Raw genomic sequence first — 26,759 nt, forward strand, 5'->3', positions numbered from 1 at the left:
CTCTTTCGAGATCGTTTTGTCTGTCGATTAAAGGCGAGCGTTGAGTTCTTTGCTCAAGTCTTCGAAACCTGGTTTTCCAAGAAGGGCAAACATATTTTTCTTATATGCTTCTACACCTGGTTGGTCAAATGGATTCACCGCATTCAAGTAACCTGAAAGGGCAATCGCCAATTCGAAGAAGTAGATCGTGTAGCCAAGAGTGAAGGCATCTTGCTCAGGAAGAGTTACAAACATGTTTGGAACATCTCCATCAGTGTGGGCAAGAAGAACACCGTCTGTTGCTTTTTTGTTTACAAAGTCAACGTCTTTACCTTGAAGGTAACCAAGTCCGTCCAAATCTTCTTCCAAAGTTGGAATGGTGACGTTCTTACGTGGTTTGTCGATACGGACAACTGTTTCAAACATGATGCGAGCACCTTCTTGGATAAATTGTCCAAGTGAATGCAAGTCTGTTGAGAAGTTAGCTGAAGTTGGATAAATCCCTTTTTGGTCTTTCCCTTCTGATTCACCAGCCAATTGTTTCCACCATTCTGAGAAGTATTGAAGGGATGGTTCGTAGTTAACCAAGATTTCAGTTGCATAACCTTTACGGTAAAGGATGTTCCGAACAGCTGCGTATTGGTAAGCTTCATTTTCAGAAAGTTTATCTGAAGTGTAATCTTTACGAGCTGCATTCGCACCTTCCATAAGGGCTTTGATGTCTGCACCTGATGCAGCAATTGGAAGCAAACCAACCGCTGTTAATACTGAGAAGCGTCCACCGATATCATCTGGAACCACAAATGTTTCCCAACCGTTCGCATCTGCTTCAACCTTCACAGCACCTTTTTGGCGGTCAGTAGTTGCGTAGATCCGTTTGTTAGCTTCTTCTTGACCGTATTTCTTCACCAAAAGTTCTTTGAAGACACGGAAAGCGATGGCTGGTTCAGTTGTTGTACCAGATTTAGAAATCACGTTCACTGAGAAGTCTTTGTCTGAAACGTACTCTACCAAGTCAGCAAGGTAAGTAGATGAGATTGAGTTTCCAGCGTAAAGGATTTGTGGTGCTTTGCGTTCTTCTTTGGTTAGCAAGTTTGCAAAGTGGTGGTTCAAGAAGTCAATGGCAGCTTTTGCTCCAAGGTAAGATCCACCGATACCGATCACTACCAAAACATCGCTGTTTGATTTGATTTGTTCAGCAGCTTTCAAGATGCGGTCAAATTCTTCACGGTCGTAGTTTTCAGGAAGGTCCAACCAACCTAGGAAGTCACTACCAGCACCAGTCCCTTTGCGGATCATTTCATCTGCAGCTGTGACTTGTGCTTGCATGTATTCCACTTCATGTGGGGCAATAAATTTTTCTAAAGTTTTTGAATAGTCAAATGTAATATGAGACATATCTATCCTCCAAATTTTGTTCCTCTCTATAATATCTCTTTACGCAGATTTTATCAAGGGAAATAGATCTATAAAACGTTTTCATTCTTTAAATTTTGAATTTTCACAAATCAAGCAATGACGCAATAGCAATCGTTTGCATAATCCTCTTATTCTCTTCTAAAAAGCAATGATCTGTCTATCGCAGGCTGTGAGTTTCACCGTGCTCCTCAGGATCAAACTCTCTAAACTCGGTTGCGCCTTACAGGCTTATTTCATTTCACGCTATAGCCCTCACGTCACTTCGCGCCTCAGGATCAATATCTCTAAACTCGGTTGCGCCTTACAGGCTAATTTCATGTTACGCTATAGCCCTCACGTCGCTTCGCGCCTCAGGATCAATATCTCTAAACTCGGTTGCGCCTTACAGGCTAATTTCATGTTACGCTATAGCCCTCACGTCGCTTCGCTCCTCAGGATCAATATCTCTAAGCTCGGTTGCGCCTTACAGGCTAATTTCATGTTACGCTATAGCCCTCACGTCGCTTTGCTCCTCAGGATCAATATCTCTAAGTTCGGTTGCGCCTTACAGGCTAATTTCATGTTACGCTATAGCCCTCACGTCGCTTTGCTCCTCAGGATCAATATCTCTAAGTTCGGTTGCGCCTTACAGGCTTACCTCATCAACGCTATAGTCCTCACGTCGCTTTGCTCCTCAGGATCAATATCTCTATGATCGGTTGCGCCTTACAGGCTAATTTCATGTTACGCTATAGCCCTCACGTCGCTTTGCTCCTCAGGATCAATATCTCTAAGTTCGGTTGCGCCTTACAGGCTTACCTCACTAAGAGCTATAGAAAAAGAGCACACAGTTCACTTCGCTTAGGGCTGCTGGATTCCTCCCCTGACCCGCTTCACGCAGAACTGTTGCTCCGATAGGTATTATATCATAATTTGTTCGATTTGCAAAGGTCCGGTTTTTATTCTTGTGTTTTGGCCTTGGCTGCGAGTTTGGCTTGTTTTTTTCGTTCCCGACCTTGGCGGAAAAAGGTCTGCATGATGGCTGCACATTCTGCTTCCAAGATTCCTGTTTCCACTTCTACCCGGTGATTGAGGCGCTCATCTGTCAAAATATCATAGAGGCTCCCTGCTCCGCCAAACTTTTGATTGGTCGCGCCATAGATCACTTGGGGGATCCGGGCTAGACCAATGGCACCGCTGCACATAACACAGGGTTCAATGGTGACAAACAGGGTGGTATCTAGTAAACGCCAGCTCTCTTCATGCTGATTGGCTTCTTCGATCGCCATTACCTCCGCATGCATGACCGCTCGCTGCAATTCTTCCCGCGCGTTGTGCCCACGCCCAATGATCTCACCGTCTTTGACGATGACACAACCGATGGGAATTTCCTCATGGGCTAGGGCAATTTCTGCTTCTTTTAAGGCCTCTCGCATAAAGGTTTCTTTCTCTTCTAGGGTATAGTCTCTCACTGATAACACTCACTTACTTTTTATGTTCATGTTCTATTATATGATGAAGCCACAAAAAAAGCCACCAATGGGTGACTTCTTATAGGGAGATTATTATGAAAAAGTTTAGGAGGTTTAAACAAAGTTAGGAGGTCTTTGTTTATGCTTCTAGTATAGCTGGCCTATCTTAAATAAAGCTTAAGTTCTCTGAGTATTGATGATTTTGGAAATATCACCACTTAGAATCTCAAAAATATCTGACAAATTGCTGGCTTACTACTATCCGCTTTGTCGCAGAACCAACTATTGTGGCATCGCTCATCCTTTACGTAACTCAAGGATTTGGTCATAGCGCTCTTCTTCATCAATATGATGGGCTATTTCTAGTACCGTGATCGGCAAAGAAAAGATTAGGTCTCTAACCAGACGACTATTTTTTTCGTCCAAAGCTGATGTCACTTCGTCCGCTAATAAAATATCCTTCTCGCGTAAGAGAAAACGAGCCAACTCTAATCTGACACGCTGACCTCCTGAAATGTTTTCACCATTATTATGAATTTCTACATTCAAAATATCCTGAAATTCATCTATTAAGCCAACTCGGTCCAATACCTCCAATAATTCATGGTCCTGAAAAGGCTGACCAAAAGTTAGATTATAGCGGATAGTATCGTTAAACAGGAAGGGATGCTGGCTAATTAAACCGATATTCCCTTGGAAATGACTCGTTATTTGATTTCCATCATACTGAACGAAAATGTCACCCTCATCACATACTTCTTCTCCTAAAATCAAGCGAAAAAGAGTCGTCTTTCCAGACCCGCTCGGTCCTTTGATTAAGACCTTCTGACCTACTGAAATCGTCGCCGTCAAATCAGAAAAAAGCTGACGTTCAGCAAAACTTTTTGAAATATGATTTAAGCGCAACGATTCGAGATTTTCAACAAATTGATCCTTTGTCTCTTCGAAATCAGGTTCTTCCTCGATAATCTTAAACAGGCGGTTCGCAGTCGGCAAGGCACCTTGGAGATTGGCTGCACTGTACATCAGAGTTTGGATCGGTTCTACCAGCATCCCCGCAGCAACATACATAGAGATGAGGCTTGTAATAGAAATAGAATTTCCCTGTAAACTCAAATAAAAGCCTAAAGCAAGAGGAACAACCTGACTAAAAAAGACCATAAATCCATTAAAGAAAAAAATAATATTATGTGTGAAACAAAATCTTTGGATGGCTTTTTGATATTCTCCGTTTAAATCATTCACGCGCTCTTCATTCAGCCTCATGGCCTGATTAATCCGTAAGGTTTGGCTGCCTTGCATACTATCCGAGACAAGCCCATGTAATTTCGTTCTAAGCTTGGACCAGCTGTCTCCCGAATCTTGTAAACGACGATTCATGATGAACTGAGGAATAGGTCTCATAATCGTAAAAATGACAAAAATAAGTCCTAAGAGAAAATTTTGTGAAACAATATAAATGGCTGTAACAAGGGCGACAAATCCCCAACTCACCATAACATTTATATTTTCCAAATAATTATCGCCCACATATTCCATATCTTGAGTTAGCAGACTAACTTTTTCATCATTGGAAAATTTAGGATTCAATATGACTTTCTTAAATAAAAGGGCACGGACACTTTTGTTGATTTCTCTTCGGAATATATTGTGCGAATAGTTTGAAAACAGCATCAGACTATAAATAACAAGATAGACAGACAAACCAAATAAAACAAAATTGAGAATTTTTCCATAAGAAAGGCCGTCTTGATCTAACTTCAAGGCCTTCGTTAAAATCAGAGGTTGCGCCAACACCAAACCACTATTCACAATACGCCCTAAAAAAATAGGAAAAAGATACTTCTTATCAATGTACTTATAAATATTTCTCATAATTATCATCCATCAAATCTGTGTGACTTAACCTACAGTAAGTATACACCGATAGAAATATTGAATCAAGCAATATTCAGCAGATTAGAAAAGTTCCAACTTTTAATATTTTGGAAAAGGTTATCCTATAAAAGCTGCAATTTCGCCAACTTCTTGAGCAATATAGGTGGCGCCGGCTTCTTCCAATTCTTCCCTGCTTCCAAAGCCATAAAGGACACCGATAGAATCAAGCTTTTGCGCTTGAGCGCCAAGCACATCGTGCTCCCTGTCTCCAATCATGATGGTATGCGCCAAATCTGTAATCCCATTTTGCTCCAAGGCATACTGGATAACATCGCTTTTTTTACTACGTTTTCTATCCATGGTCGCACCAGCGACAAAGTCAAAATAATCATACAAACCAAAGTGTTTGAGAATTTGAATGGAAAATTCTTCAGGCTTTGACGTAGCTACAATCAACTGTTTGCCAGCCTGCTTGAGAGAAGCCAGCAAGTCAGGAACGCCTAGATAGACCTCATTTTCATAAAGGCCTTTTTCGGAAAAATACTCATGATAGTAGTCAATGGCCTTTAAACATTCTTCCTTAGAAAATCCATAAAAGCGCTCAAAAGACTCCTGCAAGGGCGGACCGATGAAAACTCTCAATGCTTTCTTGTCTGGCACTTGAATCCCATATTTTCCTAAGGCATAGGCCACCGAGTTGGTAATCCCTAGTTCTGAATTGGTCAAGGTGCCGTCTAGGTCAAATAAAATCGTTTGATACATTTTTTCCTCTTTCTGCTTTCAAAAAGAGGCTGGGACAAAAGTCCTAGCCTCTCAATTGTCTTTGGATTGTCGAGCAAGACGCAGTGGTTGAGTGGGCTCTACTACGCTGATTTCATCAGCTTTTACAGCCCTACTCAACTGTGCGGAGGTGGGACGATGAAATCGAATTCTAACGAATGACCGATTTCTGTCCCACTCTCTTATCTTCATTTGCTTATAAACTAGACCAGACACTTTCAAGGATATTGGTTTGGTCACGATCTGGTCCGACTGAGAAGGTTGAAATGCGCACACCTACCAATTCACCGACACGGCGCACATAGTTGCGGGCATTTTCTGGAAGCTCATCTAAGTGACGGACACCTGTAATGTCTTCTGACCAACCTGGCAATTCTTCATAGATTGGCTTGCAACGTTTGAGTTGCTCCAAGCTTGCTGGGTAGTAATCAATGCGTTTGCCATCCAAGTCATAAGCTACACAGATTTTTACCGTATCCAAGCCTGACAAGACGTCAATGGAGTTCAAGCTGAGATTGGTAATTCCTGACACACGACGGCTATGGCGCATCACCACAGAGTCAAACCACCCCACACGACGAGGGCGACCGGTTGTGGTTCCATACTCATGGCCGACTTCACGGATGCGGTCCCCAATTTCATCAGACAATTCTGTTGGGAATGGTCCGTCTCCGACACGGCTAGTATAGGCTTTACATACACCGACAACCTTGTCGATCTTGCTTGGCCCCACACCTGATCCGATAGTTACCCCACCTGCAACTGGGTTAGAAGAGGTTACAAATGGATAGGTTCCTTGGTCGATATCCAACATAACCCCTTGGGCACCTTCAAAGAGCACGCGCTTGCCGTTATCCAAAGCATCGTTCAAGATGACGGAAGTATCGGTTACATATTGCTTGATTTGTTGACCATATTCATAATATTCTTCAAAGATATCATCAAAGGAAAGAGCTGGAGCATTGTAGAGTTTAGTGAACAGACGGTTCTTTTCTTCCAAGTTGATGCGCAGGCGTTCTGCAAAGACATCACGATCCAACAGATCCGCAATCCGGATTCCCACACGCGCAGCCTTGTCCATGTAGGCTGGGCCAATCCCTTTGATGGTCGTTCCAATCTTGTTATCCCCTTTGGCTTCTTCTTGGAGACGGTCCAATTCGATATGGTAAGGAAGGATGACATGGGCACGGTCTGAAATACGTAAGCTATCTGTTGTCACCCCTTCCTCATGAAGATAGGCCAATTCTTTGACCAATGACTTAGGATTGATCACAACCCCATTTCCGATGACAGAGATTTTTTCAGGGAAGAAGATTCCTGAAGGAATCAAGTGAAGCTTGAATTTTTTGCCATCAATCACGATGGTATGTCCCGCATTATCCCCACCTTGGTAGCGCGCGATGACTTCGGCGTTTGCAGAAAGGAAATCTGTAATCTTTCCTTTTCCTTCGTCTCCCCATTGGGTTCCTACTACTACAACTGATGTCATAATCTATTTCATATTCCCTAGATAGAAGCTATCTAGGCCTTTCTTCAAACTCAGGGCAGGAGTCTCACCTGCAAGTTTGTCTTACACTCTATTATAAGCAATTTTTAGCATTTTTTCAAGATTCACTCGCATCTCCTAGATTTTCTCTGCCTCTTTCAACCTTCCTGATTTTCAAAATTCTCCCTAGCCCCACTTTGGCTGATTTGTGCTAAAATAGTAGGTATGGATAAAATTATTAAAACAATCTCAGAAAGTGGTGCTTTTCGTGCCTATGTACTTGATAGTACGGAAACAGTACGAACTGCCCAAGAAAAACATCAAACGCAAGCAAGTTCCACGGTCGCACTCGGCCGTACCCTCATCGCTAGTCAAATCTTGGCGGCAAATGAGAAAGGAGATACTAAAATTACGGTCAAAGTCCTTGGAACTAGCTCACTCGGAGCCATCATCACCGTGGCAGATACCAAGGGAAATGTCAAAGGTTATGTGCAAAATCCTGGAGTGGATATCAAGAAGACTGCGACAGGTGAAGTCTTAGTAGGACCATTTGTCGGAAACGGAGAATTTCTAGTCATCACGGACTATGGCACTGGAAATCCTTATAACTCTATGACACCTCTTGTCACCGGTGAAATTGGCGAAGACCTAGCCTTTTATCTGACGGAAAGCCAGCAAACGCCTTCAGCAGTTGGACTCAATGTTCTGTTGGATGACGAGGACAAGGTCAAGGTGGCTGGTGGTTTCTTGCTTCAGGTCTTGCCAAATGCCAAGGAAGAAGAAATCGCCCGCTTTGAAAAACGGATCCAGGAAATGCCTGCTATCTCAACACTCCTTGAAAGTGAAGACCATATTGAAGCCCTTCTCAAGGCAATCTATGGTGATGAACCATACAAACGCCTGTCAGAAGAAGAACTTCGCTTCCAGTGCGACTGTAGCCGTGAGCGTTTCTTGAGCGCTCTAGCAAGTCTGCCAGCTAGTGATCTAAAAGAGATGAAAGATGAAGATCACGGTGCAGAGATTACCTGCCAATTCTGCCAAACCCACTACCACTTTGACGAAAATGACTTGGAGGAACTCATTCGTGACAAATCTTAATACGCCATTTATGATCGGGGATGTCGAAATCCCTAACCGTACTGTCTTGGCCCCCATGGCTGGAGTAACCAATTCAGCCTTCCGCACCATTGCCAAAGAACTGGGAGCAGGCCTCGTCGTCATGGAAATGGTCTCAGACAAGGGCATCCAATACAATAACGAAAAGACCCTACATATGCTTCATATCGATGAAGGAGAAAATCCTGTATCCATCCAACTTTTCGGGAGCGATGAAGACAGCCTGGCACGCGCAGCTGAATTCATCCAAGAACATACCAAGACTGATATCGTCGATATCAACATGGGCTGCCCAGTCAATAAAATCGTCAAAAACGAGGCCGGTGCTATGTGGCTCAAGGATCCAGATAAGATTTACTCCATCATCAACAAGGTTCAGTCTGTCCTTGATATCCCTCTGACTGTCAAAATGCGGACAGGTTGGTCGGACCCTTCTCTAGCAGTTGAAAATGCGCTCGCTGCTGAAGCTGCGGGTGTCTCTGCCCTTGCCATGCACGGACGGACTCGGGAGCAAATGTATACAGGTCATGCAGACCTTGAGACCCTTCACAAGGTTGCCCAAGCTCTAACCAAGATTCCATTCATCGCTAATGGTGATATCCGTACGGTTCAAGATGCCAAACAACGCATCGAAGAAGTCGGTGCTGATGCTGTTATGATTGGTCGCGCTGCTATGGGAAATCCTTATCTCTTCAACCAAATCAATCACTACTTCGAAACAGGAGAAATCCTGCCTGATTTGACCTTCGAAGACAAGATGAAGATTGCTTACGAACATTTGAAACGCTTGATCGATCTCAAAGGTGAGCACATTGCCGTCCGCGAATTCCGTGGCCTTGCTCCTCACTACCTTCGTGGTACCTCAGGTGCAGCCAAACTCCGTGGAGCCATCTCCCAAGCCAGCACCTTGGCAGAGATTGAAGAACTCTTACAATTAGAAAAAGTATAGAAATACAACAAACAGGAGCTCACATGAGGTCCTGTTTAGATTTATGACAAAGTCATCTTAGAAACTTTCCTTAGGTGAGTACGGACGTCAGCGAACTTCGAAGAAGTTCCATGACTTAGTTTTGAGCCTAAGGTCTCAAAACTCTCGAGTGTCTGAAACAATTGTGTTTCAGACACTTTTCTCACGGCGGAAAGTTTCAGTGTATATTTGAACAATCCTAATAGTATATATCAGTTTAATTTTTTTGCATCACCTAGATTGCTTAATATTAAAAACAATTTGTCTACAATCTATATAGGACCTCATGTGAGGTCCTATTATAGATTATCTGTCTGTAAGCCGAGTTGTTTGACTCTTGCGGTATAGTAGGTCATAATCAAAAAGAGATTAATCGTAATCAGCCAGATGGACCATTGGTGAATGAAATGCATGACGAAGGCAACACTAACAGCTCCACCGACAAAGCTTCCAACAACAATCCCATAGTTCATGGCCTGGCGACGGTATTCTACCAAATCGCCTTCCCCTCGGGCTATACGATACAAAGCCGTCAGCATCTTGCGGTAATTTCCTGACGTCATAAAAATCACATAGGGGTGATTCTCAATCAGGGTACCAGTAAAGGTCAGCATCATCATTCCTGTCCCAAAGGCAATAAAGGGAACCTCAAAAGGCGGCATCCAAGATACCAGAGGAATCAATAAAGTGACAACAAATAAGGGAATGAGCATCTTGGTTCGCCAAAAGGCTGTTTTGCGATATTCCTTGATATGCAAGGCCACAAGAAAGCCAATCGAGAAAAAGAAGATAGACGAAAAACGCATGATGGTATTGGTCACATTGGGATCATGCCAATCGGCAATGAGCAGCAAGAGATTCCCTGTTTGTGTTGCAACCAAACTTCGGTAGTGCATATGGCAAAAGACATCTAGACCTCCACCGATAAAACCAAGTAGAGCGCCCATCAGTCGTGTATTTTGTGGTAAGATAATTTTTTCTTCCATAGTCGTATCCCTTTTGATTTCAATTATTTTTATTATACCACTTTGCACCAGAGCTGAGTATTGAAAATCAATCATAACTACTCATCAAACAAGTGGTTTACGTCAAGACTATAATTCTAGATAATTAGAATTTCCCTATCACTGTATAGTGCTATGAAGAATCATATTAATAACCTTCGTGGTTCCTGAAAGAAAGTTCAAAATAATTCAGTTGACCTGTTTTCTTTTTTCATGGTAGTGACCTCTTAAAAACATTGTTTGCCTTCTTTAAAGAGTTGATAGAGAGTATAGATATAAATGAGACTAAAAATAATACAGATGGTTAGAAATAGGAGATATCTCCAATCCATAGAATTCATTATCAGTTGTGGGAGAGATACGAGGATAAAGCAGAGAGATGCGTTTAAGAGGCGTATTTTTTGGGATTTGATTTTCTGAAATCTCTGTCCCTTATTAAAGACTGGAAGAGCCAGAAGGAAGATGATTAGAAAAGGACGCGTAATATGGCCATAAACTAGGAAAAAGGTAACAAAAATGCTGACCAAAATATGGCTGAGAATTAAATTTTGTAGTGATTTCATAAGTTTCCTCCTATTAGTCGTCTTGATTTTCCTTGGCTTTTCGAATGCGAAGCCAGACGACAATTTGCATCATTAATCCGAAAAGGAAAGCTGCGAAAAGAATTGATGTGAAATGACCTAGATTGAAAAGGGAACTAAGATAGTCCTTGCTATCATCCGTTAAGACATTGAGAAGAGGCATTCCAAAGAACATCAAAACTCCATAGACAAGTCCGGCTTTAAGGCCAGGGTAGCGTAACTGTTTCTTTTCTTTCTGGTTCAACATATCAGGGTCAATAGCAGTAATACCAGTTTTTTTAGTTTGAGTGGTGACATAGATTGCACAAATCATGGAAATCATAAAAATAATGATTGGATATCCGAAAGCAACAATTTGGGGATATTTATAAGCAAGGACAAAGGGAATGAGATTTCCAAAAATCATGAGGTAAAAGAGAACCATAAAGATTTTATTTCCAATGCGGTCAGCCTCGCGTTGTTTGTGTTCATCAAGTGGTCCTGAAATGCCATAGGTCCGTTTCATAAGTTTTTCAGTGAGAGTTTCTTTTTTCATTATTTCTTTCTCCTTCTTGTTAAAAATCATCTTCCCAAAAGAGACTGTTGAGATCTGTTTGAAGACTACGAGCGAGATTGAGACAGAGTTCCAGAGTAGGATTGTACTTGTCGTTTTCAATCATGTTAATGGTTTGCCTAGAGACACCAATATCCTTGGCAAGTTCAAGTTGGGATTTTCCCAGTTCCTTGCGGAGTTCTTTCACACGGTTCATGTTTCCTCCTATTAAATTAATGTCGCATATATTTGACTATAGTATAGTATTTCAAACATAAAATGTCAACTATTTTTGACATTTTTTTAAATATTTTTTGATAAAACAAAAAATCCCTCCAGCTACTAATAGTAACTGGAGAGATTTCCGGAATGAACCCCGTTCAATCTACTGTTTTAAGCGATAGGTCTTGCGTGGTTTTTTCTTAGGCACCCGCTTGACACCCACTTCTTCCACAAATTCTCCGAATTTTACGAGAAAGTTATTGCTAACGATAGGACGTCCAGGATTGATCAGATTGACTAATTCGGTTGCTTCATAAACGGTGAAAGGTTCCTCTAACAGATAGAGGAAGGTTGGATTCCAGTCCAAACGTCCTTGGATCCGCTTGATGGATTCTTGAATAATGCGATAGTGGTCAAAGGCAAAATCAGAAGCAACTAGGGTGTTTCCGTCGAGCAAGCACTGGGCATTTTTGAAATCAACATCCAGAAAAACAACTTCCTTGGCATCATCTCCTGCATGGACTAAGTCTACCGCTTCAGCAGGTAGATAGACCAGATGGGCGATGGTAATGACCCAGCCTCTGGGATCCCGCCCAGGAGTGGAAACGGTTATGAGCTGTTCCACCTTATTAACTGGAAGATCTAGCCCGACTTCTTCTTTGACTTCTCGGATGCAGGCATGGGTCGCATCTTCATCCTTATTCACAAAGCCCCCAACCAAGGCGAGGCGGTGTTGATAAGGGTGGGCCTTGCGGCGAATGGCTAAGAGCTTGAGCTGGCCTTCGACAAAACAGTAGGCTACCATGTCCGCTGTGACACTTGGGGTTTCATAAGTCGGCAGGTCTTGCTCCTTGTACCATTTGAGAAAGTCTGCTTCACTAGCGACCGTCTCAAAATACTCTTTCTCTGTCATTCCTGCTGGAATCAAGAGATTGGTCATTTAGGCCACCTCCTTCTTGAGGGCTTTGGTCCATTCTAAGAAAAAGGGAACGCTGGAAAGAAGCAGGAGATAGATCCATTGAAAGGCTGTACGTCCTACAAAAAGGTCCTTCCATAGGAGTTTCATAATATTGACAAAACCTTGCTTTTTCGCTTCTCGGTGAACATTTTTGAAGTCTTGGCTAAAAGTTGCAAATTTTTCAGATAGTTTTTTCATAAGCTGCTCCTTAGTCGGCTTGGTAGATGGCATCGATCACCTGTTTTGCTTCTTCATAATTGCCCAGGTAATCTGCTGCTAGAAATGCGGTAGGAATATTGCCCAAGTATTTCTGGCGCAATTGGTCCAGGTAGTTGGAAAAGCTGGTCCGAATCTCTTCATCAGCCATGGTCATATCTCGAAAGCCATCGTTGACATAAGAGCCGATCGGTTGTACAAAGAGGATCAGGTCCCATTTTTCCTTGGACAAGATACTGATAAAGAGATTGTCAAAGGTATCTCTTAAGTTGGCATCCTGCCCTTCGACTTCCATATAGTAGTCATAGTAGCCTTTTGTGACCAGGGAATTGGTATCTGCAATAACGAGGCCACGATTGGCACTACTATCAATGAGAGTAGAGGTTTGAGCATATTGGCCTAAAAGAAGATAATAATAATCTTTTGGCGTCAGCTCATCATCTCGAACATTGTTCTTGATTTGGTATTCACGAGCATACTCCAGACTAACGGGGGCATCATAGAAGCGGGCCAAGTCTTTGGCAAGCGTCGTCTTCCCGTTGCTGGCACTCCCCATAATCAAGACCTTTTTCGTGAATTGACGGCGGAAAGGTTGGGCAATGTATTTCCAGTACTTACTAGGATTTTCGCGGATCATGGTCGCAGAGATTCCAAACCGACGCTCCTCTAAGTACGCTTCAAAGCCTCGTGACTCCAGCTCTTCCTTGTAGGCTTGCTCTCCCACGTAGAAGATCAACTCCTGAGTTTCCCTCTGAAACTGGATGGTCGCAAGTGCTGTCTCCAGCCAAGGTTCCCAGCCAAGAGGGTAGCGAGGGAGTTCGGTTTCATCTAATTTATAGACGCTGGTCAATTCATCGTTGGAGAAAGCTTCACGGATGTACCGAAAGCGTTTCTGCAATGAAAGACCAACTTTGTCTCCACGGTCCTCTCGGTAACCTGACACAATCACGCAGACACGATCACACTGGCGTTTCGCTCTCTGGATCAGGTCAATGTGTCCCTGATGTAAGGGGGCAAAGGTCCCAAATACCAAGGCAATTCTTTCTTTCTGCATAACAACTCCTTTTTATAATTTTTTATAAATAGATTTTCTTTATGTTTTTATTATAAACTATATTTTTCATCTGTCGAGAGTTTTTTATAAAAAAATATATTTTTATTCAGAATAAAAAATCTGAAAAGGGTTGACTCCCTTTCAGATTTTTTCATTTCTATTCACGAGTTAATGCATGGCTGACACCGTCTTTGACAAGGGTCACGCTAGATACGGAACCATCTTTTCCAACGATAATGTCCAGTGTCGCTCCAGAACCCTTGCTAGAAGAAAGGTCGGCGTGGTAGTGACCATCATCCAAGGTGTAGTTGTATCTACTGATTCCATAAGCTTCGGGCTGACCACCTGGAAGTTGGACGGTGACTTGACCACCTTGAGCTATACTGACACCAGTATCTCGCTCGTCCGACCATGTTCCCGCAGCAGCAGAGAAATCTCCTCCTGCCACAGAGTATACTCCCTTGTACTGAGCGTTTTCAGTACTAGAGGCTTGTTGCTTGGCATGGGCATGGCCTTCTTCGATACTTGGAAGTTTTTCCTTGGCTGGTTGAGCTGGTCTAGCCTCTTCTTTCTTGGCCTTCGCTACTTGTTGAGTGGCTGGCTTTGCCGCATTGGCTGGTGCAGGCGTCTGACTGGCCCCAGCTTGGCTGTTCTTACTGCCAATGGTATGGCTTTCTTCTGATTTGTTATCAGAAGATGAGGAAGCAATCGGATCCTTACTCGTAATCACTTTTTTCTTGGAAGAAGAAGTTTGTTTGACCTGAGTCGTTTTTGAAGAGCTTGCTTCTGATGTCTTTTCTTCTTTATTTCCACCACAAGCTCCTAAGAAAAGACTAGCTGTAAGGGCTAGCGCTGCTAGGGAAATGATTTGTTTCTTTTTCATCATCGGACCTCTTTTGTAACATTTGTAATATTTTGTAACATTATTGTAACACTGTTATATGAGGTTGTCAATAGATTTTCAAATAAAAAAATGAACGTAAAAAGAAGTTTTAGGTCAGTTCCTAAACTGTAGCAGACAAAAAGCCGGACAGGCTGTTCTTTTATATAAATCTAATACTTTCTATAAAGATAAAATAATTTTATTCGTTAGAATTACTCAATTATCTACTGAAACTTTCCGCTGTGAGAAAAGTGCTAGAAACACGATTGTTTCTAGCACTCGGGAGTTTTGAGACCTTGGGCTCAAAACTAAGTCATGGAACTTCCTCGAAGTTCGCTGACGTCCGTACTCACCTAAGGAAAGTTTCTAAGGTAACTTTATCTTTAATCTGAAGCCGGACAGACTGCCCGACTTCTACTTCTTATTTGTATACTTCTTGATAAAATTCGATCTTGTCCCCTTTTTTAACAGTGGTTTCTGCTGCTCCTTTTGGAGCCATTTCACCATTGATCTTGTACATCCAATAGAGGCCTTTGACTTCATCTTGGCTATGACCGTCAATCGAAGTGATCATGCCATTTTTTTCTTCAATTTTGTAGTTGGCTTTGAGCACTTTCATGAGGTTGCTATTTTCTTCAACCTTTAAGGTTTTGCTTTGGGCACTTTGCCCATCTGGGGTGATGGTAACGGTAATCGAAATTGCATTTTTCTTTGCAACTTCTGTGCTAGCAGAGTTTGTTTTATGGTTTGTGCTGTTCGACGACGTGCAACCAACTAAAAGTAAGGCTGCAAGCAAGGTCATCCAGCTAGAAATGGTTTTTTTCAACATAGAATCTCCTAAAAATACGATAGAGTAGAGGGTAAAAGCCAATGGTTGACAGAGCATGGGCTAGGTTAAAGCTAAAGCCATTGACCAAGGCATAGGTCCACCATGGCATGTGGTAGAAGACGGCATAAACGCTATCAATCAAAACCCCATAGCCAAAGGACATTAAGCCCACCAAAAGGATCTGGATAGCAAGGGGGAGCCACTTGTAACACATGCGCCAAAGAAGCATCCAACAGCCAAATGCGGCAATCTGAAAGAAAACAATCAAACCCATCCCCATAAAAAAAGCTGAGACAAACATGGTCAGCGCCATGACAAGAAAGGCGAAAATATAGTCTTCAAAGATCACCAAGAGAAAGAAGATGGCTGAGATAGGCTGGACATTGGGAAACGGAGCAAAGGCCTGACGCAGTGCCACACACAGTGCGGCAAGAAGCGAAATCCGAGTCAATCGCTGCAGTGTCATCGCTATCTCCTAGATAATTTCAAATTTGACAGCGCCAGCTGTCGTTCCAACCTTGATCGTTTGGCCTTCCTGGACTTCTCCCTTGAGAAGAAGCTCAGCCAACTGATCTTCCACCTCAGTCTGCAAGACACGACGAAGAGGACGTGCTCCCATTTCAGGATCATATCCTTTGGTCGCAAGCAATTTGAGGGCAGACGGCTGGAATTTGAGGGTCATGCCTTGTTCGGCCAAGGTCGCAACGAGCGGTTTCACCATGACTTTCACTACCTGTTGCATGTCTTCGCTTGACAGGCTATGGAAGACCACCTTTTCATCAATCCGGTTTATAAACTCTGGACGATAGGTTTTCTTCAATTCTTCAAACATGCGTTTTTCCATATTGGCCTGGTCAAAGCGGATATCCTTGGCGCCAAAGCCGACTGTCTTATCATCTCGAAGGGCTGTTGCACCAAGGTTTGAAGTCATAATAATAATGGTATTGGAGAAATCGATCTTCCGTCCTTTGCTGTCGGTTAAAACCCCATCATCCAAGACTTGCAAGAGGACATTGAAAATATCCGGATGCGCTTTTTCCACCTCATCAAACAAGAGGACCGAATAAGGCTTGTTGCGGACTTTCTCGGTCAATTCGCCCCCTTCTTCATAGCCCACATAGCCTGGAGGGGCACCATTGAGGCGGCTCGCTGCGAATTTTTCCATGTACTCACTCATGTCAAAACGAACGAGAGCCGATTCATCATCAAACAGCACTTCTGCCAAGGCTTTGGCAAGTTCCGTTTTTCCGACACCGGTAGGGCCTAGGAACATGAAAGATCCTATTGGACGCTTGTTGCTACGGATACCCGATTGGTTGCGCCGAATCGCCCGGCTGATGCTCGAAACGGCTTGGTCTTGCCCAATCACGCGCTTGTGCAATTCTGCTTCTAAGTTGAGGTACTTCTTGGCATCTGTTTGAGTCAGTTTTTGAGTTGGGATACCCGATAATTGGCTCAAGGTCACCAAAACATCTTGGTCAGTGACTTCTTTTTTGTAGACAATGGGAGCAGCCTCTACTTGTAAGAGCTGGGCTGCTTTCTTCCACTTGCCATCCATCAAGGCCCGATCCAAGGCAGTCAACTCTTCTTTTACGTGACCGTTGGAATCGCGGTTTTGTACGGTAGCTGCTGCTTCATCCAAGAGATCAATGGCTGAATCTGGCAATTGACGGCTGGTTAAATAGCGGTGGGCATATTTGACAGCTGTTTCGATCGCTTCATCGGTAATGGTCACATGATGGTGGTCCTGGTAGGTCTCTTTCAAGCCTTGGAGAATTTGGATGCTATCTGCAACACTAGGCTCTTCTATGGTGACTTTGGCAAAGCGACGAGAGAGGGCTGCATCTTTTTCGATATGCTTTTGGTACTCATCTTGAGTCGTCGCTCCAACTGTACGCAAGGTTCCTCGTGCCAAGGCTGGTTTTAGAATATTAGCTGCGTCTAAGGTCGAATCAATGCCAGATCCTGACCCCATAATGGTATGCAGCTCATCGATAAAGAGGATGACGTGACCGTCTTCTTCGATGTCCTGGATGATATTGTTCATCCGTTCTTCAAAATCCCCGCGAAAACGGGTCCCTGCGACCACACTCATGAGATCCAACTCCAATACGCGCATTTGTGCAATCTCAGCTGGAACATTGCCACTAGCTACCCGCTGGGCTAGACCTAAAGCGAGAGCTGTCTTTCCGACCCCTGCTTCTCCAACCAAGACCGGATTGTTCTTGGTTTTGCGACTGAGGATTTGGATCATGCGCGAAATCTCAGCATCACGACCGATCACAGGCTCCAGTTGGCCTGTACGGGCCATCTCGGTCAAATCACGGGTATAGTCCTCAAGCCCACCACTGGTCGTTGGAGGCATTCCCATCATATTGCCCATGGTTTGACGGTTAGGATTTTGAGTTCGGTAGAGGCTGCGGATCGCTTTGATGTCAGCCTTGTCCCATCCCGCCTTCACTTCCAAATTTTTACGAAGCGAAGCAATAGGAACACCTTTATCTTCTTCGGTAAAGGCAAAACCAGCAAACTCCATGACTTGACTCGCCAATGTCCCACGGTCTGCAAGAAGAGAGAGCAAGACATGCTCTGTTCCAATCGCCTTGGCATGAAGGACTTGCGCAATCTCTGTAGCATGTTTCATGATGGCTTCCATTCGATAAGAAAATGGAAAAACCTTATAGCTGTTGTCGCTATGAAAAGCCTGGCCCGTAATATGCTCTGCCGCATCCTGAAACTCGTCGATCTGCATTGGGTAGTCACTCAAGACAGATCCTGCTACACTATAGGGATTATTGGCCATGGCCGTCAAGAGATGCCAGGTATCTAAGGTCTCCCCCTCATAATGACCTGCTAGTAGCTGGGCTGCTTCTATACTTTCTAACAGTGCTGTTGAATAGTTCATCTAGTCGCTATTTCCTTTTCTATCTACTTGTTGAATGATTTTTCTCAGCATATGGGCTCTCAGAATCGGAGCATCCTGAGCTAAGACCTCGTCTGAAGTCGTAGCCAGCAATAGCTGTGTTTCTCGTTGTGTCAATAGTTGTTCTTCATAGAGCATCTGCAAAATATCATTGAAGACATGCTGGCTGATTTGCTCTCCGATACTGGCTGCTAAATCCTGAAGCATCTGATGGTGATCTGAAAATTGAACCTTGCCAATACGAATATAACCACCACCGCCACGCTTACTTTCCACCACATAGCCCCGGCTCTCTGTAAAGCGCGTCTTGATGACATAGTTAATCTGACTCGGAACGACCTGAAAAACATCTGCCAATTCACTTCTCTTGAGTTCCGCCATTCCAGCCTGGGCCAGGATGGCCTTGATATAGGCTTCGATGCTATCAGATGTGTTCTTATTTGCCATGATGCTCCTTTCTAGTCTGCTCGTTTTTAGTTGAGGTTCAGCAGCCACAGATCAAAATTGACCTTCTCTGACTATTATACAATTTTTAGTTCTGTAAATAAAGCAAAGACTATGCAAAATGCGAAGCTCTGACGCTTTTCGTGCAGGTGATAGCCCGTAGTTGATTCCAATCATCCCAGCGGAGAAAAAGAGAGTGTGACGAAAATCGGTCATTCGTTAGAATTCGATTTCGTTGACCCTCCTCCGCACAGCTTCAACAGTCTGGGAGACTGTTGAAGGTTGCAGATAAAGGAAACATAGTTTCCGTCAACATAGGGCATCTTTGAAGCTTAAAAAGCGAACAAAGACTTAGGATACTTGCTTCGCAAGTTCTATCCGCCATCTCAAAGCAGTGCTTTGAGCACTCAACCACTGCGTCTTGCTCGACAATCCAAAAACAAGAAGAGGCTAGGGCTTTTGTCCCAGCCTCTTCCTAGGAAAAACGTCTAAGTTGTGCTTGCGCTTTCCTACAGATAGAATGCGCAAAAAAAAGCAGGCCAGAACAAATGATGAAACATTCATTCTTTCCTGCTTTTTTTATGGCTCAAATTATTCTGCTAGAAGAGCGTTAGCTATTTACCTCGGCTTTCTATGCATCCCTTTTATAATCCTGGTTCTTGACCAACTTCAGCTGCTACCATCCAGATGTTCTTTTCAAGTTCTGCTTTTGCTCCAACAAAGATATCGTTGGTTACATCGTCACCTTCAGCATCTGTAACATCCAAAGCTTTTTGGTACACCCCGTCCAAGTAACGGAAGATTTCAAGAACACGTGTCAAGCTTTCTTCTACATCTTTTGTAAATGCTCCACGGCGTTCTTCAATGTTGCTGTGTTCCAAAAATTCTGTCATACTTGAGTAAGGAGCACCACCAATTGTGATCAAGCGTTCACTCACTTCATCCAAAGTAGCATCCAAGCTATCCATGTATTCATCCATTTTTGGATGCCATACAAGGAAGCCACGTCCGCGCATATACCAGTGTACTTGGTGAAGGGCAATATGAGCTACATAGAGATCCGCTACCACTTGGTTCAAGATCGCTTTTGTTTCTGGAAGACTTTCTTTATTTGAAGATGCAAATGTTGCTACATCCGTAGCAGCTTCATGTTTTAACATTGTCATATCATTTCTCCTTTTTATAATGATTCTAATTAACTATGTCTTTATTATATGCCTAGTCACTAGGAAAGTCAAGATAAAAGACTTAAAAAAGTAAGATATTTACAGTTGGAATAGTTGTCAATTATAGCAAGATACGATAGAATGAAGAAGACAAATTGAAAGGCAGACTTCATGAAATACATTTTTACCTTCTTGATCTCCATGGTGCCACTTGTTGAGTTGCGTGGAGCTATTCCTTTTGCCATTGCAAATGGCATTTCCTTGTGGACCGCCCTCTTCATCGGCGTGATCGGAAATCTTCTCCCTGTCCCTCTTATCTTCTTTTTCGCCCGTCGCACACTCACCTGGGGTGCCAATAAACCCATCATCGGTGGCTTTTTTAGCTGGTGTCTGGAAAAGGGCCATAAGGGCGGACAAAAGTTAGAAAAAGCCGCAGGAGATAAGGGAATCTTCTGGGCCTTATTGCTCTTTGTTGGCATTCCCCTTCCTGGGACAGGTGCCTGGACAGGGACCCTTGCTGCTTCTATCTTGGACTGGGATTTCAAACGGAGCAGCCTCGCTGTGATGCTTGGCGTCATCCTAGCTGGGCTCATCATGGGCACACTATCCCTTCTTCTAGGAATCAATACCTTTGCACATTAAGCAAAAATGATTTCATTTCAGATAATATCTTCTCTGAATCTTCGGTAACGTCTGATATTTTATGAAAACAAAGTTTGTTAATATTATAAAACAGCTTAAACAATGATATAAGATATTTCCCATACCAAAAAGAGGTTTCCATCGAAACCTCCTTTTTTATTCTTAGTTGTTAAGGGCTGCTGCCATTGTAGCTGCAACTTCTGCTTCAAAGTCATTTGAAGCTTTTTCAATACCTTCACCAACTTCAAAGCGAACGAATTCTACTACTGAAGCGTTAACAGATTCAAGGTAAGCTTCCACTGTCTTGCTGTCATCCATGATGTAAACTTGTGCAAGAAGAGTGTAGGCTTGGTCAACTTTGGTGTTGTCCAAGAAGAAGCGGTCCATTTTACCCGGGATGATTTTATCCCAGATTTTTTCTGGTTTACCTTCAGCTGCCAATTCAGCTTTGATGTCTTCTTCAGCTTGTGCCACAACTGCATCTGTCAATTGTGCTTTTGAACCGAATTTCAAGTGTGGAAGAGCTGGTTTACCAACCATTGCGCGGCTTTCGTTATCTTGGTCGATCACGTGGTTCAATTGTGCCAACTCATCTTTTACAAATTGTGCATCCAATTCTTTGTAAGAAAGAACAGTTGGTTTCATCGCAGCGATATGCATTGACAATTGTTTAGCAAGAGCTTCGTCTCCACCTTCAACAACTGAGATAACACCGATACGTCCACCATTGTGTTGGTAAGCACCGAAGTGTTGTGCATCTGTTTTTTCAAGCAAAGCAAAACGACGGAATGAGATTTTTTCACCGATTGTAGCAGTTGCAGATACGTATGCAGCTTCAAGCGTTTCACCTGAAGGCATTGTCAAAGCAAGAGCTTCTTCGTTGTTAGCTGGTTTTCCTTCAGCGATGACTTTCGCTGTTTCGTTTACCAAGTCAACGAATTGAGCGTTTTTCGCAACGAAGTCTGTTTCAGCGTTGACTTCAACAACTGCTGCTACGTTACCGTTCACATAAATACCAGTCAAACCTTCAGCGGCAACACGGTCAGCCTTCTTAGCTGCTTTAGCCATTCCTTTTTCGCGAAGCAATTCGATCGCTTTTTCGATATCACCATCTACTTCAACCAATGCTTTTTTAGCGTCCATGACACCGGCACCAGATTTTTCACGCAATTCTTTTACAAGCTTAGCTGTAATTTCTGCCATTTTTGTTCTCCTATATTTTTTAATAAAATAAGAGGGTCGGGCTGAGCCCTGCCCTCTTAGGTTTCGTTACGTATTGAATAGAATTAAGCGTTGTCGCCTTCTACAACTTCAACGATTTCTTCGATTGAATCAGCTTGACCTTCAGTAGCTGCCAATTCAGCTTCTACTGTTGCAACACTGTCTTCACCTTGACGACCTTCGATAACAGCGTCAGCCATTTTCGCAGTGATCAATTTAACAGCGCGGATAGCGTCATCGTTCGCTGGGATGATAACATCGATATCATCTGGGTCAGTATTTGTGTCGACCATTGCTACAACTGGGATACCCAATTTCTTAGCTTCTTTAACAGCGATTTGTTCTTTGTGTGGATCCACAACGTACATTACGTCTGGGATACGAGGCATGTCTTCGATACCGCCCAAGAATTTTTCAAGACGAGCGCGTTGTTTGTTCAACAATGCAACTTCTTTCTTAGGAAGAACTTCAAAAGTTCCATCTTCTTCCATACGTTTGATTTCTTTCAAACGAGCGATACGTTTTTGGATGGTTCCCCAGTTAGTAAGAGTTCCACCCAACCAACGGTGGTTGATGAAGTATTGACCTGAACGAACTGCTTCTTCTGCAACAGCATCCGCAGCTTGTTTCTTAGTACCTACGAACAAGATCACTGCATCGTTTGCAGCTGCATCACGCATGAAGTCGTATGCTTGGTCTGCATATTTTACAGTTTGTTGCAAGTCGATCACGTGGATTCCGTTACGTTCTGTGAAGATGTACTTCGCCATCTTAGGGTTCCAGCGACGAGTTTGGTGACCGAAGTGTACACCAGCCTCAAGAAGTTGTTTCATTGAAATTACTGCCATGAGTAAGTTCTCCTTTTTGTTTTTTTCTCCTCTCTCAGACGTCAACTTGCAGCACGACCACAAGGGCAACGGTGCCACAATGGATCCGAGATGAGTATTTGCTGTCTTAGACAACTCTATAAGTATAGCAGAAATCGCTAGAATTCGCAAGCTATTTGAGATATTTTTTCCCGTCAATCGCTTTCACTTGCTGAAGAATTGTTTGACTCAAAAAGTTTTTCTTGACCAATCTTGATTTTTAGGTTACAATATTATATGTTATGGCGGTATAGCCAAGTGGTAAGGCACGGCTCTGCAAAAGCTTGATCGTCGGTTCAAATCCGTCTACCGCCTTGATAATAAAATTTTTTATCATCTTTTATCTTTTAAAAATTCCCCTAGCAATAGGGGTTTTTTGTTGTCATTTGCTCCTTTTCTTGATTATTGATATAATAAGGCACGCGCGATTAGCGCTTTACTTTAGAAAGGGGTTTTATGAAAAACATTCGACTTTATACGATCGGGCTTCTCTCACTGCTAACACTCGCTGCTTGCTCACCTGCCAACTCTGGGCAACAAGCAAAGACAACTTCTAGTTCAAGAAAGCCAATCAAACAATCCTCTACTAAAAAATCATCCAGCAAGAATTCCTCTAGTAAACACAAGAGTGCTTCTTCTGAAAGCTCCAGCTCAGATGATTTTTCAGATCGCTTCAGCATGGATCCTGATGACGGGGCTTCTCTCCAATATGTGCCTGGAGCTGCGTCCATTCCTGAAATTGAAAAGCTTAAGAATCTTCATCCTACGACTGGTTTTGTACTAAAAACTCAAGATGGCCAAGAAGTTGGTGGGCCCAAAGCTATAAGTAGTTACGACGACGTCGTTGCAGCCTTTGGCCAGCCCGTAGATAGTACAGACAGTGCGAATCCTGGCAACGGGGTTAATGTCTGGGTGACAGACAATGGCGATATCATGGCTTTCTTCCACAATAATGTCCTAACAAATATTACCTTCCGTTTGAAAGGTGGAGATGCCAACCACCAGTCTACTGCTAGCATTTCCAAATCTGATTCAGCAAAATCCGCCCTTGAACGTCTCGGAAAACCCTATGCCATCATGCGTTCGGAAAATGGGACCAGCTATCTCTATAAAGACAGCAACGGAGATGAATCTAGCTTCTCTACACAAGGAGACAAGATTTTCAGTGTCATGTCTGCTGAAGAAACCAAGCGCTTACAAGGCATCACCGGCATGAATAAAAATCAATAATGAGCAATGAAAAGGAGGCTGGGACAAAAGTCCTAGCCTCTTCTTGTTTTTGGATTGTCGAGCAAGACGCAGTGGTTGAGTGCTCAAAGCACTGCTTTGAGGTGGCGGATAGAACTTGCGAAGCAAGTATCCTAAGTCTTTGTTCGCTTTTTAAGCTTCAAAGATGCCCTATGTTGACGGAAACTATGTTTACTTTATCTGCAACCTTCAACAGTCTCCCAGACTGTTGAAGCTGTCCCACTCTCTCTTTTCCTTACAATTCAGCAATTTGGTTCAAGTTCACTTCTGCAACCGTATCGTTACCGAACATAGAAATAACCATTTTGACCTTGTTGTTATCAATTTCTGTGATCTTACCAGTATAGTCTGTGAAGGCACCGTCGATGATGCGAACCGTATCGCCCACTTTGACATCCAAGTCAAACTCTTGAACAGTTTGACCCATAGAGAGCAAGATGCTGCGGATTTCTTCTTCCAACAATGGCGTTGGTTTTGAACGGTTCCCGTGTGATCCGACGAAACCTGTAACGTTAGGGGTATTCCGAACGACAAACCACGCTTCATCTGTCATGACCATTTCGACCAAGACATAACCTGGGAAGCGGTTTTCTTCGATTTCTTTAGTCTTCCCATTTTTCTCTACTTGCACCGTTTGCGTTGGAATCTCTACGCGCAAGATGTTTTCTAACATATTGTAAGTTTGCGCACGTTGCAATAGATTTTCTTTTACCTTATTTTCATATCCTGAATAGGTTTGTAGTACAAACCAGCCTTTATCAAAACTGTCCATTTGGGCATCCTTTCTTTCTTTTTAGCCTGCTCGAAAGATCTCTGAACATACTAAAAAAAGCCTCTTGGCTTTCGTTTTCCTAGCTTCATTATACCACATTTTGCCGGAATGCAAAGGGGTTTGCTGATTTATTTTTAAGAAAAGACCAGAAAAAGTGGGGCCCTTGGGATCCCACTTAGCTTTTCTTCTTAAAATCTTAAAAGAAATTGATCATGTGCAATAGGCCTTTTGCAATGACTTTATCAAACAGATAAATCAAAGCAACAAAGAAAGCGGTGTACTCAATCACTGAGATAAAGTTTTTCCATCTTTCCTTGCGATTTGGCCAAGTTGTATCTTTTAGTAAGACGAAAATATCTTTAATGAATTTCACAACTCTCTCCTATCGTGTTTCTTTATGGATGGTATATTTGCTGCAATGTTTGCAGTATTTGTTGACTTCTAGACGTGTTGGCTTGGGCGTTCCACTCAATTTGATGGAGTAGTTGCGTGATCCACAAACCGTACACGCTAGACTTGCTTTTTTTAATGCCATAACGCCTCCGTTCACCCCATTATAGCAAGTTTTCTGCATTTTGACAAGATCAGAAATCCCCACCTCCAGAAAAAAGGAAATATAAAGCGTTATCACTCTGGTTTTCGCCTCATTTTTGGTACAATAAAACAAAAGGAGACGCATATGAAAAGTGATGACCTAAAAGAAAGTAGAAATATTGAGGACCGTCGTGGGCAAGGCTATACGCAGTCGAGCGGCAACAACCTTGGTGGGGGGATCTTGCAAGTCCTTCTATCCCCGGGCAGCTTCAAGAGCAAGATCGTCATTATCCTCTTGATGGTTCTGCTTGGAGGGGGAGCAGGTTTAGGTGGCCTCTTTAACTCAGGAACTTCGCAACCTTACCAATCCAGCCACATCACGCGCACCAATCAGGCTCATATCGACGATGCGGAAGTCCAGTTCGTCAGCAAAGTCCTTGGGACAACAGAAGATCATTGGCACAAGGTCTTTCAAGCAGAAGGGCGCACCTACCATGAGCCCAAACTAGTCTTCTATACTGGACGGACAAAGACAGGCTGTGGAGTTGGACAAGCATCGGCGGGTCCCTTCTACTGTCCGACAGACAAAAAGATCTATTTGGATATTAGCTTTTACAAGGAATTAACGAGTAAATACAAGGCTAGTGGGGACTTCGCCATGGCCTACGTCATCGCCCACGAGGTTGGTCACCACGTGCAAAATGAGCTGGGAATCCTTGGCAAATACCACCGCATGCAGCAAGGACTTTCTGAAAAAGAACGCAATGCCATCAGTGTCCGCATCGAGTTGCAGGCCGATTATCTAGCAGGTGTCTGGGCACGATCAATTCAAGACCGAAATCTCCTGGATGTTGGGGATATCGAGGAAGCTATGAACGCGGCCCATGCTGTCGGAGATGACACTCTACAGAAGCAGGCTTATGGCTACTCGGTGCCAGATAGCTTCACCCACGGGACTTCGGAACAACGGATGCGTTGGTTCAAGCGTGGCTATGAGTATGGGGACCTCCAGCACGGGGACACCTTTAGCCTATCAGATAGTGAACTCTAATCAAAAATTGCATTTTACATAAAACAACCTAAGTGGTGTTGAAAAAATTAAAATAATTAATACTATTAGAATCATTTCAACAGAAACTTTCCACCGTGAGAAAAGTGCTAGAAACACGATTGTTTCTAGCACTCGGGAGTTTTGGAAGTAAAACAGTTCGGGGAACTGTTTTAGTATGAGCCTAAAATTTGAAAAGCGAATGGGTTCAAAACGAATTGAACACGGGCTGCGGATCGTGTCAAAAAGATAAGTCTTCCTAGAATCTAAAAATTCTGCGTCAAACTTCCTATTTTGACTTTATCCGCCGCGCCCTTTGTATCTTAATTTAGTCATGGAACTTCTTCGAAGTTCGCTGACGTCCGTACTCACCTAAGGAAAGTTGCTAAGATGACTTTATCTTCAATCTGCAAAAAACGAGGCTGGGACAAAAGTCCTAGCCTCTTAATTATTTTGGGATTGCCGAGCAAGACGCAGTGGTTGAGTGCTCAAAGCACTGCTTTGAGGTGGCGGATAGAACTTGCGAAGCAAGTATCCTAA

The 26,759-nt window shown here is 43.2% G+C and carries 27 protein-coding genes, 1 tRNA gene, 1 other RNA gene and 1 pseudogene; 6 read left to right on the top strand and 24 right to left on the bottom strand.

Going from position 1 to position 26,759, the window contains the following annotated elements:
* Window positions 1-27: 27 nt before the first annotated feature.
* From HA044_RS00675 to HA044_RS00700, 6 genes are all read right to left on the bottom strand, one after another.
* On the bottom strand, window positions 28-1,377 hold the full coding sequence (locus HA044_RS00675) for a glucose-6-phosphate isomerase (RefSeq protein WP_187538319.1): 1,350 nt from the start codon (window positions 1,375-1,377) through the stop codon (window positions 28-30).
* A gap of 825 nt (window positions 1,378-2,202) precedes the next feature.
* Window positions 2,203-2,297: signal recognition particle sRNA small type (gene ffs, locus HA044_RS00680), an RNA gene on the bottom strand.
* 39 nt (window positions 2,298-2,336) lie between these two features.
* Complete coding sequence (tadA, locus tag HA044_RS00685; RefSeq protein ID WP_187538321.1) at window positions 2,337-2,849, bottom strand: tRNA adenosine(34) deaminase TadA; 513 nt, start codon at window positions 2,847-2,849, stop codon at window positions 2,337-2,339.
* Window positions 2,850-3,146: 297 nt separating this feature from the next.
* Window positions 3,147-4,724: an ABC transporter ATP-binding protein gene (locus tag HA044_RS00690; RefSeq protein WP_003016812.1), complete on the bottom strand. Its 1,578-nt coding sequence runs from the start codon at window positions 4,722-4,724 to the stop codon at window positions 3,147-3,149.
* Window positions 4,725-4,844: 120 nt separating this feature from the next.
* The gene (locus tag HA044_RS00695) at window positions 4,845-5,489 is read right to left on the bottom strand and encodes an HAD family hydrolase (protein WP_003002091.1); all 645 of its coding nucleotides are present in this window, start codon (window positions 5,487-5,489) and stop codon (window positions 4,845-4,847) included.
* 214 nt (window positions 5,490-5,703) lie between these two features.
* Window positions 5,704-6,996 (bottom strand): adenylosuccinate synthase, encoded by a 1,293-nt coding sequence (locus HA044_RS00700; RefSeq protein ID WP_187538323.1) that lies wholly within the window; start codon window positions 6,994-6,996, stop codon window positions 5,704-5,706.
* 222 nt (window positions 6,997-7,218) lie between these two features.
* On the opposite strand from HA044_RS00700, the gene hslO reads away from it, so the two are divergent.
* Window positions 7,219-8,091: an Hsp33 family molecular chaperone HslO gene (gene hslO, locus HA044_RS00705; protein WP_187538326.1), complete on the top strand. Its 873-nt coding sequence runs from the start codon at window positions 7,219-7,221 to the stop codon at window positions 8,089-8,091.
* The gene (gene dusB / locus HA044_RS00710; RefSeq protein WP_187538328.1) at window positions 8,078-9,058 is read left to right on the top strand and encodes a tRNA dihydrouridine synthase DusB; all 981 of its coding nucleotides are present in this window, start codon (window positions 8,078-8,080) and stop codon (window positions 9,056-9,058) included. Before hslO ends, dusB begins: the two co-directional genes overlap by 14 nt.
* A 317-nt stretch (window positions 9,059-9,375) precedes the next feature.
* Here dusB and HA044_RS00715 read toward each other — a convergent pair whose 3' ends face one another.
* From HA044_RS00715 to HA044_RS00770, 13 genes and pseudogenes are all read right to left on the bottom strand, one after another.
* Window positions 9,376-10,062, bottom strand: coding sequence for a YoaK family protein (locus HA044_RS00715; RefSeq protein WP_187538577.1), 687 nt, complete (start codon window positions 10,060-10,062; stop codon window positions 9,376-9,378).
* A gap of 245 nt (window positions 10,063-10,307) precedes the next feature.
* Window positions 10,308-10,643, bottom strand: coding sequence for a hypothetical protein (locus HA044_RS09935; protein ID WP_262407436.1), 336 nt, complete (start codon window positions 10,641-10,643; stop codon window positions 10,308-10,310).
* A gap of 13 nt (window positions 10,644-10,656) precedes the next feature.
* On the bottom strand, window positions 10,657-11,196 hold the full coding sequence (locus tag HA044_RS00720) for a DUF3278 domain-containing protein (RefSeq protein ID WP_187538330.1): 540 nt from the start codon (window positions 11,194-11,196) through the stop codon (window positions 10,657-10,659).
* A gap of 19 nt (window positions 11,197-11,215) precedes the next feature.
* The gene (locus HA044_RS00725) at window positions 11,216-11,410 is read right to left on the bottom strand and encodes a helix-turn-helix transcriptional regulator (protein WP_187538332.1); all 195 of its coding nucleotides are present in this window, start codon (window positions 11,408-11,410) and stop codon (window positions 11,216-11,218) included.
* A 168-nt stretch (window positions 11,411-11,578) separates the two neighbouring features.
* Entirely contained in the window at window positions 11,579-12,355 is a 777-nt protein-coding gene (locus HA044_RS00730; protein WP_187538334.1) for an NUDIX hydrolase, read from the bottom strand.
* A gap of 24 nt (window positions 12,356-12,379) precedes the next feature.
* Window positions 12,380-12,571: pseudogene (locus tag HA044_RS00735) on the bottom strand (nicotinamide riboside transporter PnuC); the annotation flags it as partial.
* 10 nt (window positions 12,572-12,581) lie between these two features.
* Complete coding sequence (locus tag HA044_RS00740; protein WP_187538338.1) at window positions 12,582-13,643, bottom strand: AAA family ATPase; 1,062 nt, start codon at window positions 13,641-13,643, stop codon at window positions 12,582-12,584.
* A 157-nt stretch (window positions 13,644-13,800) separates the two neighbouring features.
* Window positions 13,801-14,529 carry a hypothetical protein gene (locus tag HA044_RS00745; RefSeq protein ID WP_262407437.1) on the bottom strand — a complete coding sequence of 243 codons (729 nt, stop codon included), beginning with the start codon at window positions 14,527-14,529 and terminating at the stop codon, window positions 13,801-13,803.
* 418 nt (window positions 14,530-14,947) lie between these two features.
* Window positions 14,948-15,355, bottom strand: coding sequence for a DUF4430 domain-containing protein (locus HA044_RS00750; protein WP_187538341.1), 408 nt, complete (start codon window positions 15,353-15,355; stop codon window positions 14,948-14,950).
* Entirely contained in the window at window positions 15,333-15,821 is a 489-nt protein-coding gene (locus HA044_RS00755; RefSeq protein WP_187538343.1) for an ECF transporter S component, read from the bottom strand. The genes HA044_RS00750 and HA044_RS00755 overlap by 23 nt, the downstream gene beginning before the upstream one ends.
* Before the next feature lie 9 nt (window positions 15,822-15,830).
* Window positions 15,831-18,260: an ATP-dependent Clp protease ATP-binding subunit gene (locus tag HA044_RS00760; protein ID WP_187538345.1), complete on the bottom strand. Its 2,430-nt coding sequence runs from the start codon at window positions 18,258-18,260 to the stop codon at window positions 15,831-15,833.
* The gene (locus HA044_RS00765) at window positions 18,261-18,725 is read right to left on the bottom strand and encodes a CtsR family transcriptional regulator (RefSeq protein WP_187538347.1); all 465 of its coding nucleotides are present in this window, start codon (window positions 18,723-18,725) and stop codon (window positions 18,261-18,263) included.
* 641 nt (window positions 18,726-19,366) lie between these two features.
* Window positions 19,367-19,888 (bottom strand): DNA starvation/stationary phase protection protein, encoded by a 522-nt coding sequence (locus HA044_RS00770; RefSeq protein WP_187538350.1) that lies wholly within the window; start codon window positions 19,886-19,888, stop codon window positions 19,367-19,369.
* Between the two features lie 171 nt (window positions 19,889-20,059).
* Here HA044_RS00770 and HA044_RS00775 point away from each other — a divergent pair, with 171 nt between their 5' ends.
* Window positions 20,060-20,530, top strand: a complete 471-nt coding sequence (locus tag HA044_RS00775) for a small multi-drug export protein (protein ID WP_187538352.1) — start codon at window positions 20,060-20,062, stop codon at window positions 20,528-20,530.
* Window positions 20,531-20,692: 162 nt separating this feature from the next.
* Here the strand turns inward: HA044_RS00775 and tsf are convergent, their stop codons facing one another.
* Together tsf and rpsB are read right to left on the bottom strand one after the other, a co-directional pair.
* Window positions 20,693-21,733 carry a translation elongation factor Ts gene (gene tsf / locus HA044_RS00780; protein ID WP_187538354.1) on the bottom strand — a complete coding sequence of 347 codons (1,041 nt, stop codon included), beginning with the start codon at window positions 21,731-21,733 and terminating at the stop codon, window positions 20,693-20,695.
* 83 nt (window positions 21,734-21,816) lie between these two features.
* Window positions 21,817-22,599, bottom strand: a complete 783-nt coding sequence (gene rpsB / locus HA044_RS00785; protein WP_003016971.1) for a 30S ribosomal protein S2 — start codon at window positions 22,597-22,599, stop codon at window positions 21,817-21,819.
* A 262-nt stretch (window positions 22,600-22,861) separates the two neighbouring features.
* On the opposite strand from rpsB, the gene HA044_RS00790 reads away from it, so the two are divergent.
* Together HA044_RS00790 and HA044_RS00795 are read left to right on the top strand one after the other, a co-directional pair.
* Window positions 22,862-22,932: transfer RNA gene (locus HA044_RS00790), tRNA-Cys, on the top strand.
* Between the two features lie 141 nt (window positions 22,933-23,073).
* Window positions 23,074-23,847 (top strand): hypothetical protein, encoded by a 774-nt coding sequence (locus HA044_RS00795; protein ID WP_187538356.1) that lies wholly within the window; start codon window positions 23,074-23,076, stop codon window positions 23,845-23,847.
* Between the two features lie 253 nt (window positions 23,848-24,100).
* Here the strand turns inward: HA044_RS00795 and nusG are convergent, their stop codons facing one another.
* From nusG to rpmG, 3 genes are all read right to left on the bottom strand, one after another.
* Entirely contained in the window at window positions 24,101-24,637 is a 537-nt protein-coding gene (gene nusG / locus HA044_RS00800) for a transcription termination/antitermination protein NusG (RefSeq protein WP_003002077.1), read from the bottom strand.
* Window positions 24,638-24,833: 196 nt separating this feature from the next.
* The gene (gene secE / locus HA044_RS00805) at window positions 24,834-25,010 is read right to left on the bottom strand and encodes a preprotein translocase subunit SecE (protein ID WP_187538358.1); all 177 of its coding nucleotides are present in this window, start codon (window positions 25,008-25,010) and stop codon (window positions 24,834-24,836) included.
* Window positions 25,011-25,019: 9 nt separating this feature from the next.
* Window positions 25,020-25,172: a 50S ribosomal protein L33 gene (rpmG, locus tag HA044_RS00810; protein WP_187538360.1), complete on the bottom strand. Its 153-nt coding sequence runs from the start codon at window positions 25,170-25,172 to the stop codon at window positions 25,020-25,022.
* Between the two features lie 144 nt (window positions 25,173-25,316).
* Here rpmG and HA044_RS00815 point away from each other — a divergent pair, with 144 nt between their 5' ends.
* A complete protein-coding gene (locus tag HA044_RS00815) occupies window positions 25,317-26,222 on the top strand; it encodes a neutral zinc metallopeptidase (protein ID WP_187538362.1) in 906 nt (301 codons plus the stop codon).
* The last annotated feature ends 537 nt before the right edge of the window (window positions 26,223-26,759 follow it).

The sequence above is a fragment of the Streptococcus sp. IMAU 99161 genome (assembly GCF_014435245.1).
GTDB classification, from domain to species: domain Bacteria; phylum Bacillota; class Bacilli; order Lactobacillales; family Streptococcaceae; genus Streptococcus; species Streptococcus lactarius.

Bases quoted from the DNA above. Each gene is read 5' to 3' on its own strand.
- HA044_RS00770 (WP_187538350.1), bottom strand. From the start codon at position 19,888: ATGACAATGTTAAAACATGAAGCTGCTACGGATGTAGCAACATTTGCA.
- HA044_RS00690 (WP_003016812.1), bottom strand. From the start codon at position 4,724: ATGAGAAATATTTATAAGTACATTGATAAGAAGTATCTTTTTCCTATT.
- HA044_RS00695 (WP_003002091.1), bottom strand. From the start codon at position 5,489: ATGTATCAAACGATTTTATTTGACCTAGACGGCACCTTGACCAATTCA.
- HA044_RS00675 (WP_187538319.1), bottom strand. From the start codon at position 1,377: ATGTCTCATATTACATTTGACTATTCAAAAACTTTAGAAAAATTTATT.
- tsf (WP_187538354.1), bottom strand. From the start codon at position 21,733: ATGGCAGAAATTACAGCTAAGCTTGTAAAAGAATTGCGTGAAAAATCT.
- HA044_RS00745 (WP_262407437.1), bottom strand. From the start codon at position 14,529: ATGATGAAAAAGAAACAAATCATTTCCCTAGCAGCGCTAGCCCTTACA.
- HA044_RS00815 (WP_187538362.1), top strand. From the start codon at position 25,317: ATGAAAAGTGATGACCTAAAAGAAAGTAGAAATATTGAGGACCGTCGT.
- HA044_RS00765 (WP_187538347.1), bottom strand. From the start codon at position 18,725: ATGGCAAATAAGAACACATCTGATAGCATCGAAGCCTATATCAAGGCC.
- nusG (WP_003002077.1), bottom strand. From the start codon at position 24,637: ATGGACAGTTTTGATAAAGGCTGGTTTGTACTACAAACCTATTCAGGA.
- HA044_RS00760 (WP_187538345.1), bottom strand. From the start codon at position 18,260: ATGAACTATTCAACAGCACTGTTAGAAAGTATAGAAGCAGCCCAGCTA.
- HA044_RS00750 (WP_187538341.1), bottom strand. From the start codon at position 15,355: ATGTTGAAAAAAACCATTTCTAGCTGGATGACCTTGCTTGCAGCCTTA.
- HA044_RS00720 (WP_187538330.1), bottom strand. From the start codon at position 11,196: ATGAAAAAAGAAACTCTCACTGAAAAACTTATGAAACGGACCTATGGC.
- HA044_RS00775 (WP_187538352.1), top strand. From the start codon at position 20,060: ATGAAATACATTTTTACCTTCTTGATCTCCATGGTGCCACTTGTTGAG.
- rpsB (WP_003016971.1), bottom strand. From the start codon at position 22,599: ATGGCAGTAATTTCAATGAAACAACTTCTTGAGGCTGGTGTACACTTC.
- HA044_RS00755 (WP_187538343.1), bottom strand. From the start codon at position 15,821: ATGACACTGCAGCGATTGACTCGGATTTCGCTTCTTGCCGCACTGTGT.
- HA044_RS00795 (WP_187538356.1), top strand. From the start codon at position 23,074: ATGAAAAACATTCGACTTTATACGATCGGGCTTCTCTCACTGCTAACA.
- HA044_RS09935 (WP_262407436.1), bottom strand. From the start codon at position 10,643: ATGAAATCACTACAAAATTTAATTCTCAGCCATATTTTGGTCAGCATT.
- HA044_RS00740 (WP_187538338.1), bottom strand. From the start codon at position 13,643: ATGCAGAAAGAAAGAATTGCCTTGGTATTTGGGACCTTTGCCCCCTTA.
- HA044_RS00700 (WP_187538323.1), bottom strand. From the start codon at position 6,996: ATGACATCAGTTGTAGTAGTAGGAACCCAATGGGGAGACGAAGGAAAA.
- HA044_RS00715 (WP_187538577.1), bottom strand. From the start codon at position 10,062: ATGGAAGAAAAAATTATCTTACCACAAAATACACGACTGATGGGCGCT.
- HA044_RS00725 (WP_187538332.1), bottom strand. From the start codon at position 11,410: ATGAACCGTGTGAAAGAACTCCGCAAGGAACTGGGAAAATCCCAACTT.
- hslO (WP_187538326.1), top strand. From the start codon at position 7,219: ATGGATAAAATTATTAAAACAATCTCAGAAAGTGGTGCTTTTCGTGCC.
- rpmG (WP_187538360.1), bottom strand. From the start codon at position 25,172: ATGGCATTAAAAAAAGCAAGTCTAGCGTGTACGGTTTGTGGATCACGC.
- HA044_RS00730 (WP_187538334.1), bottom strand. From the start codon at position 12,355: ATGACCAATCTCTTGATTCCAGCAGGAATGACAGAGAAAGAGTATTTT.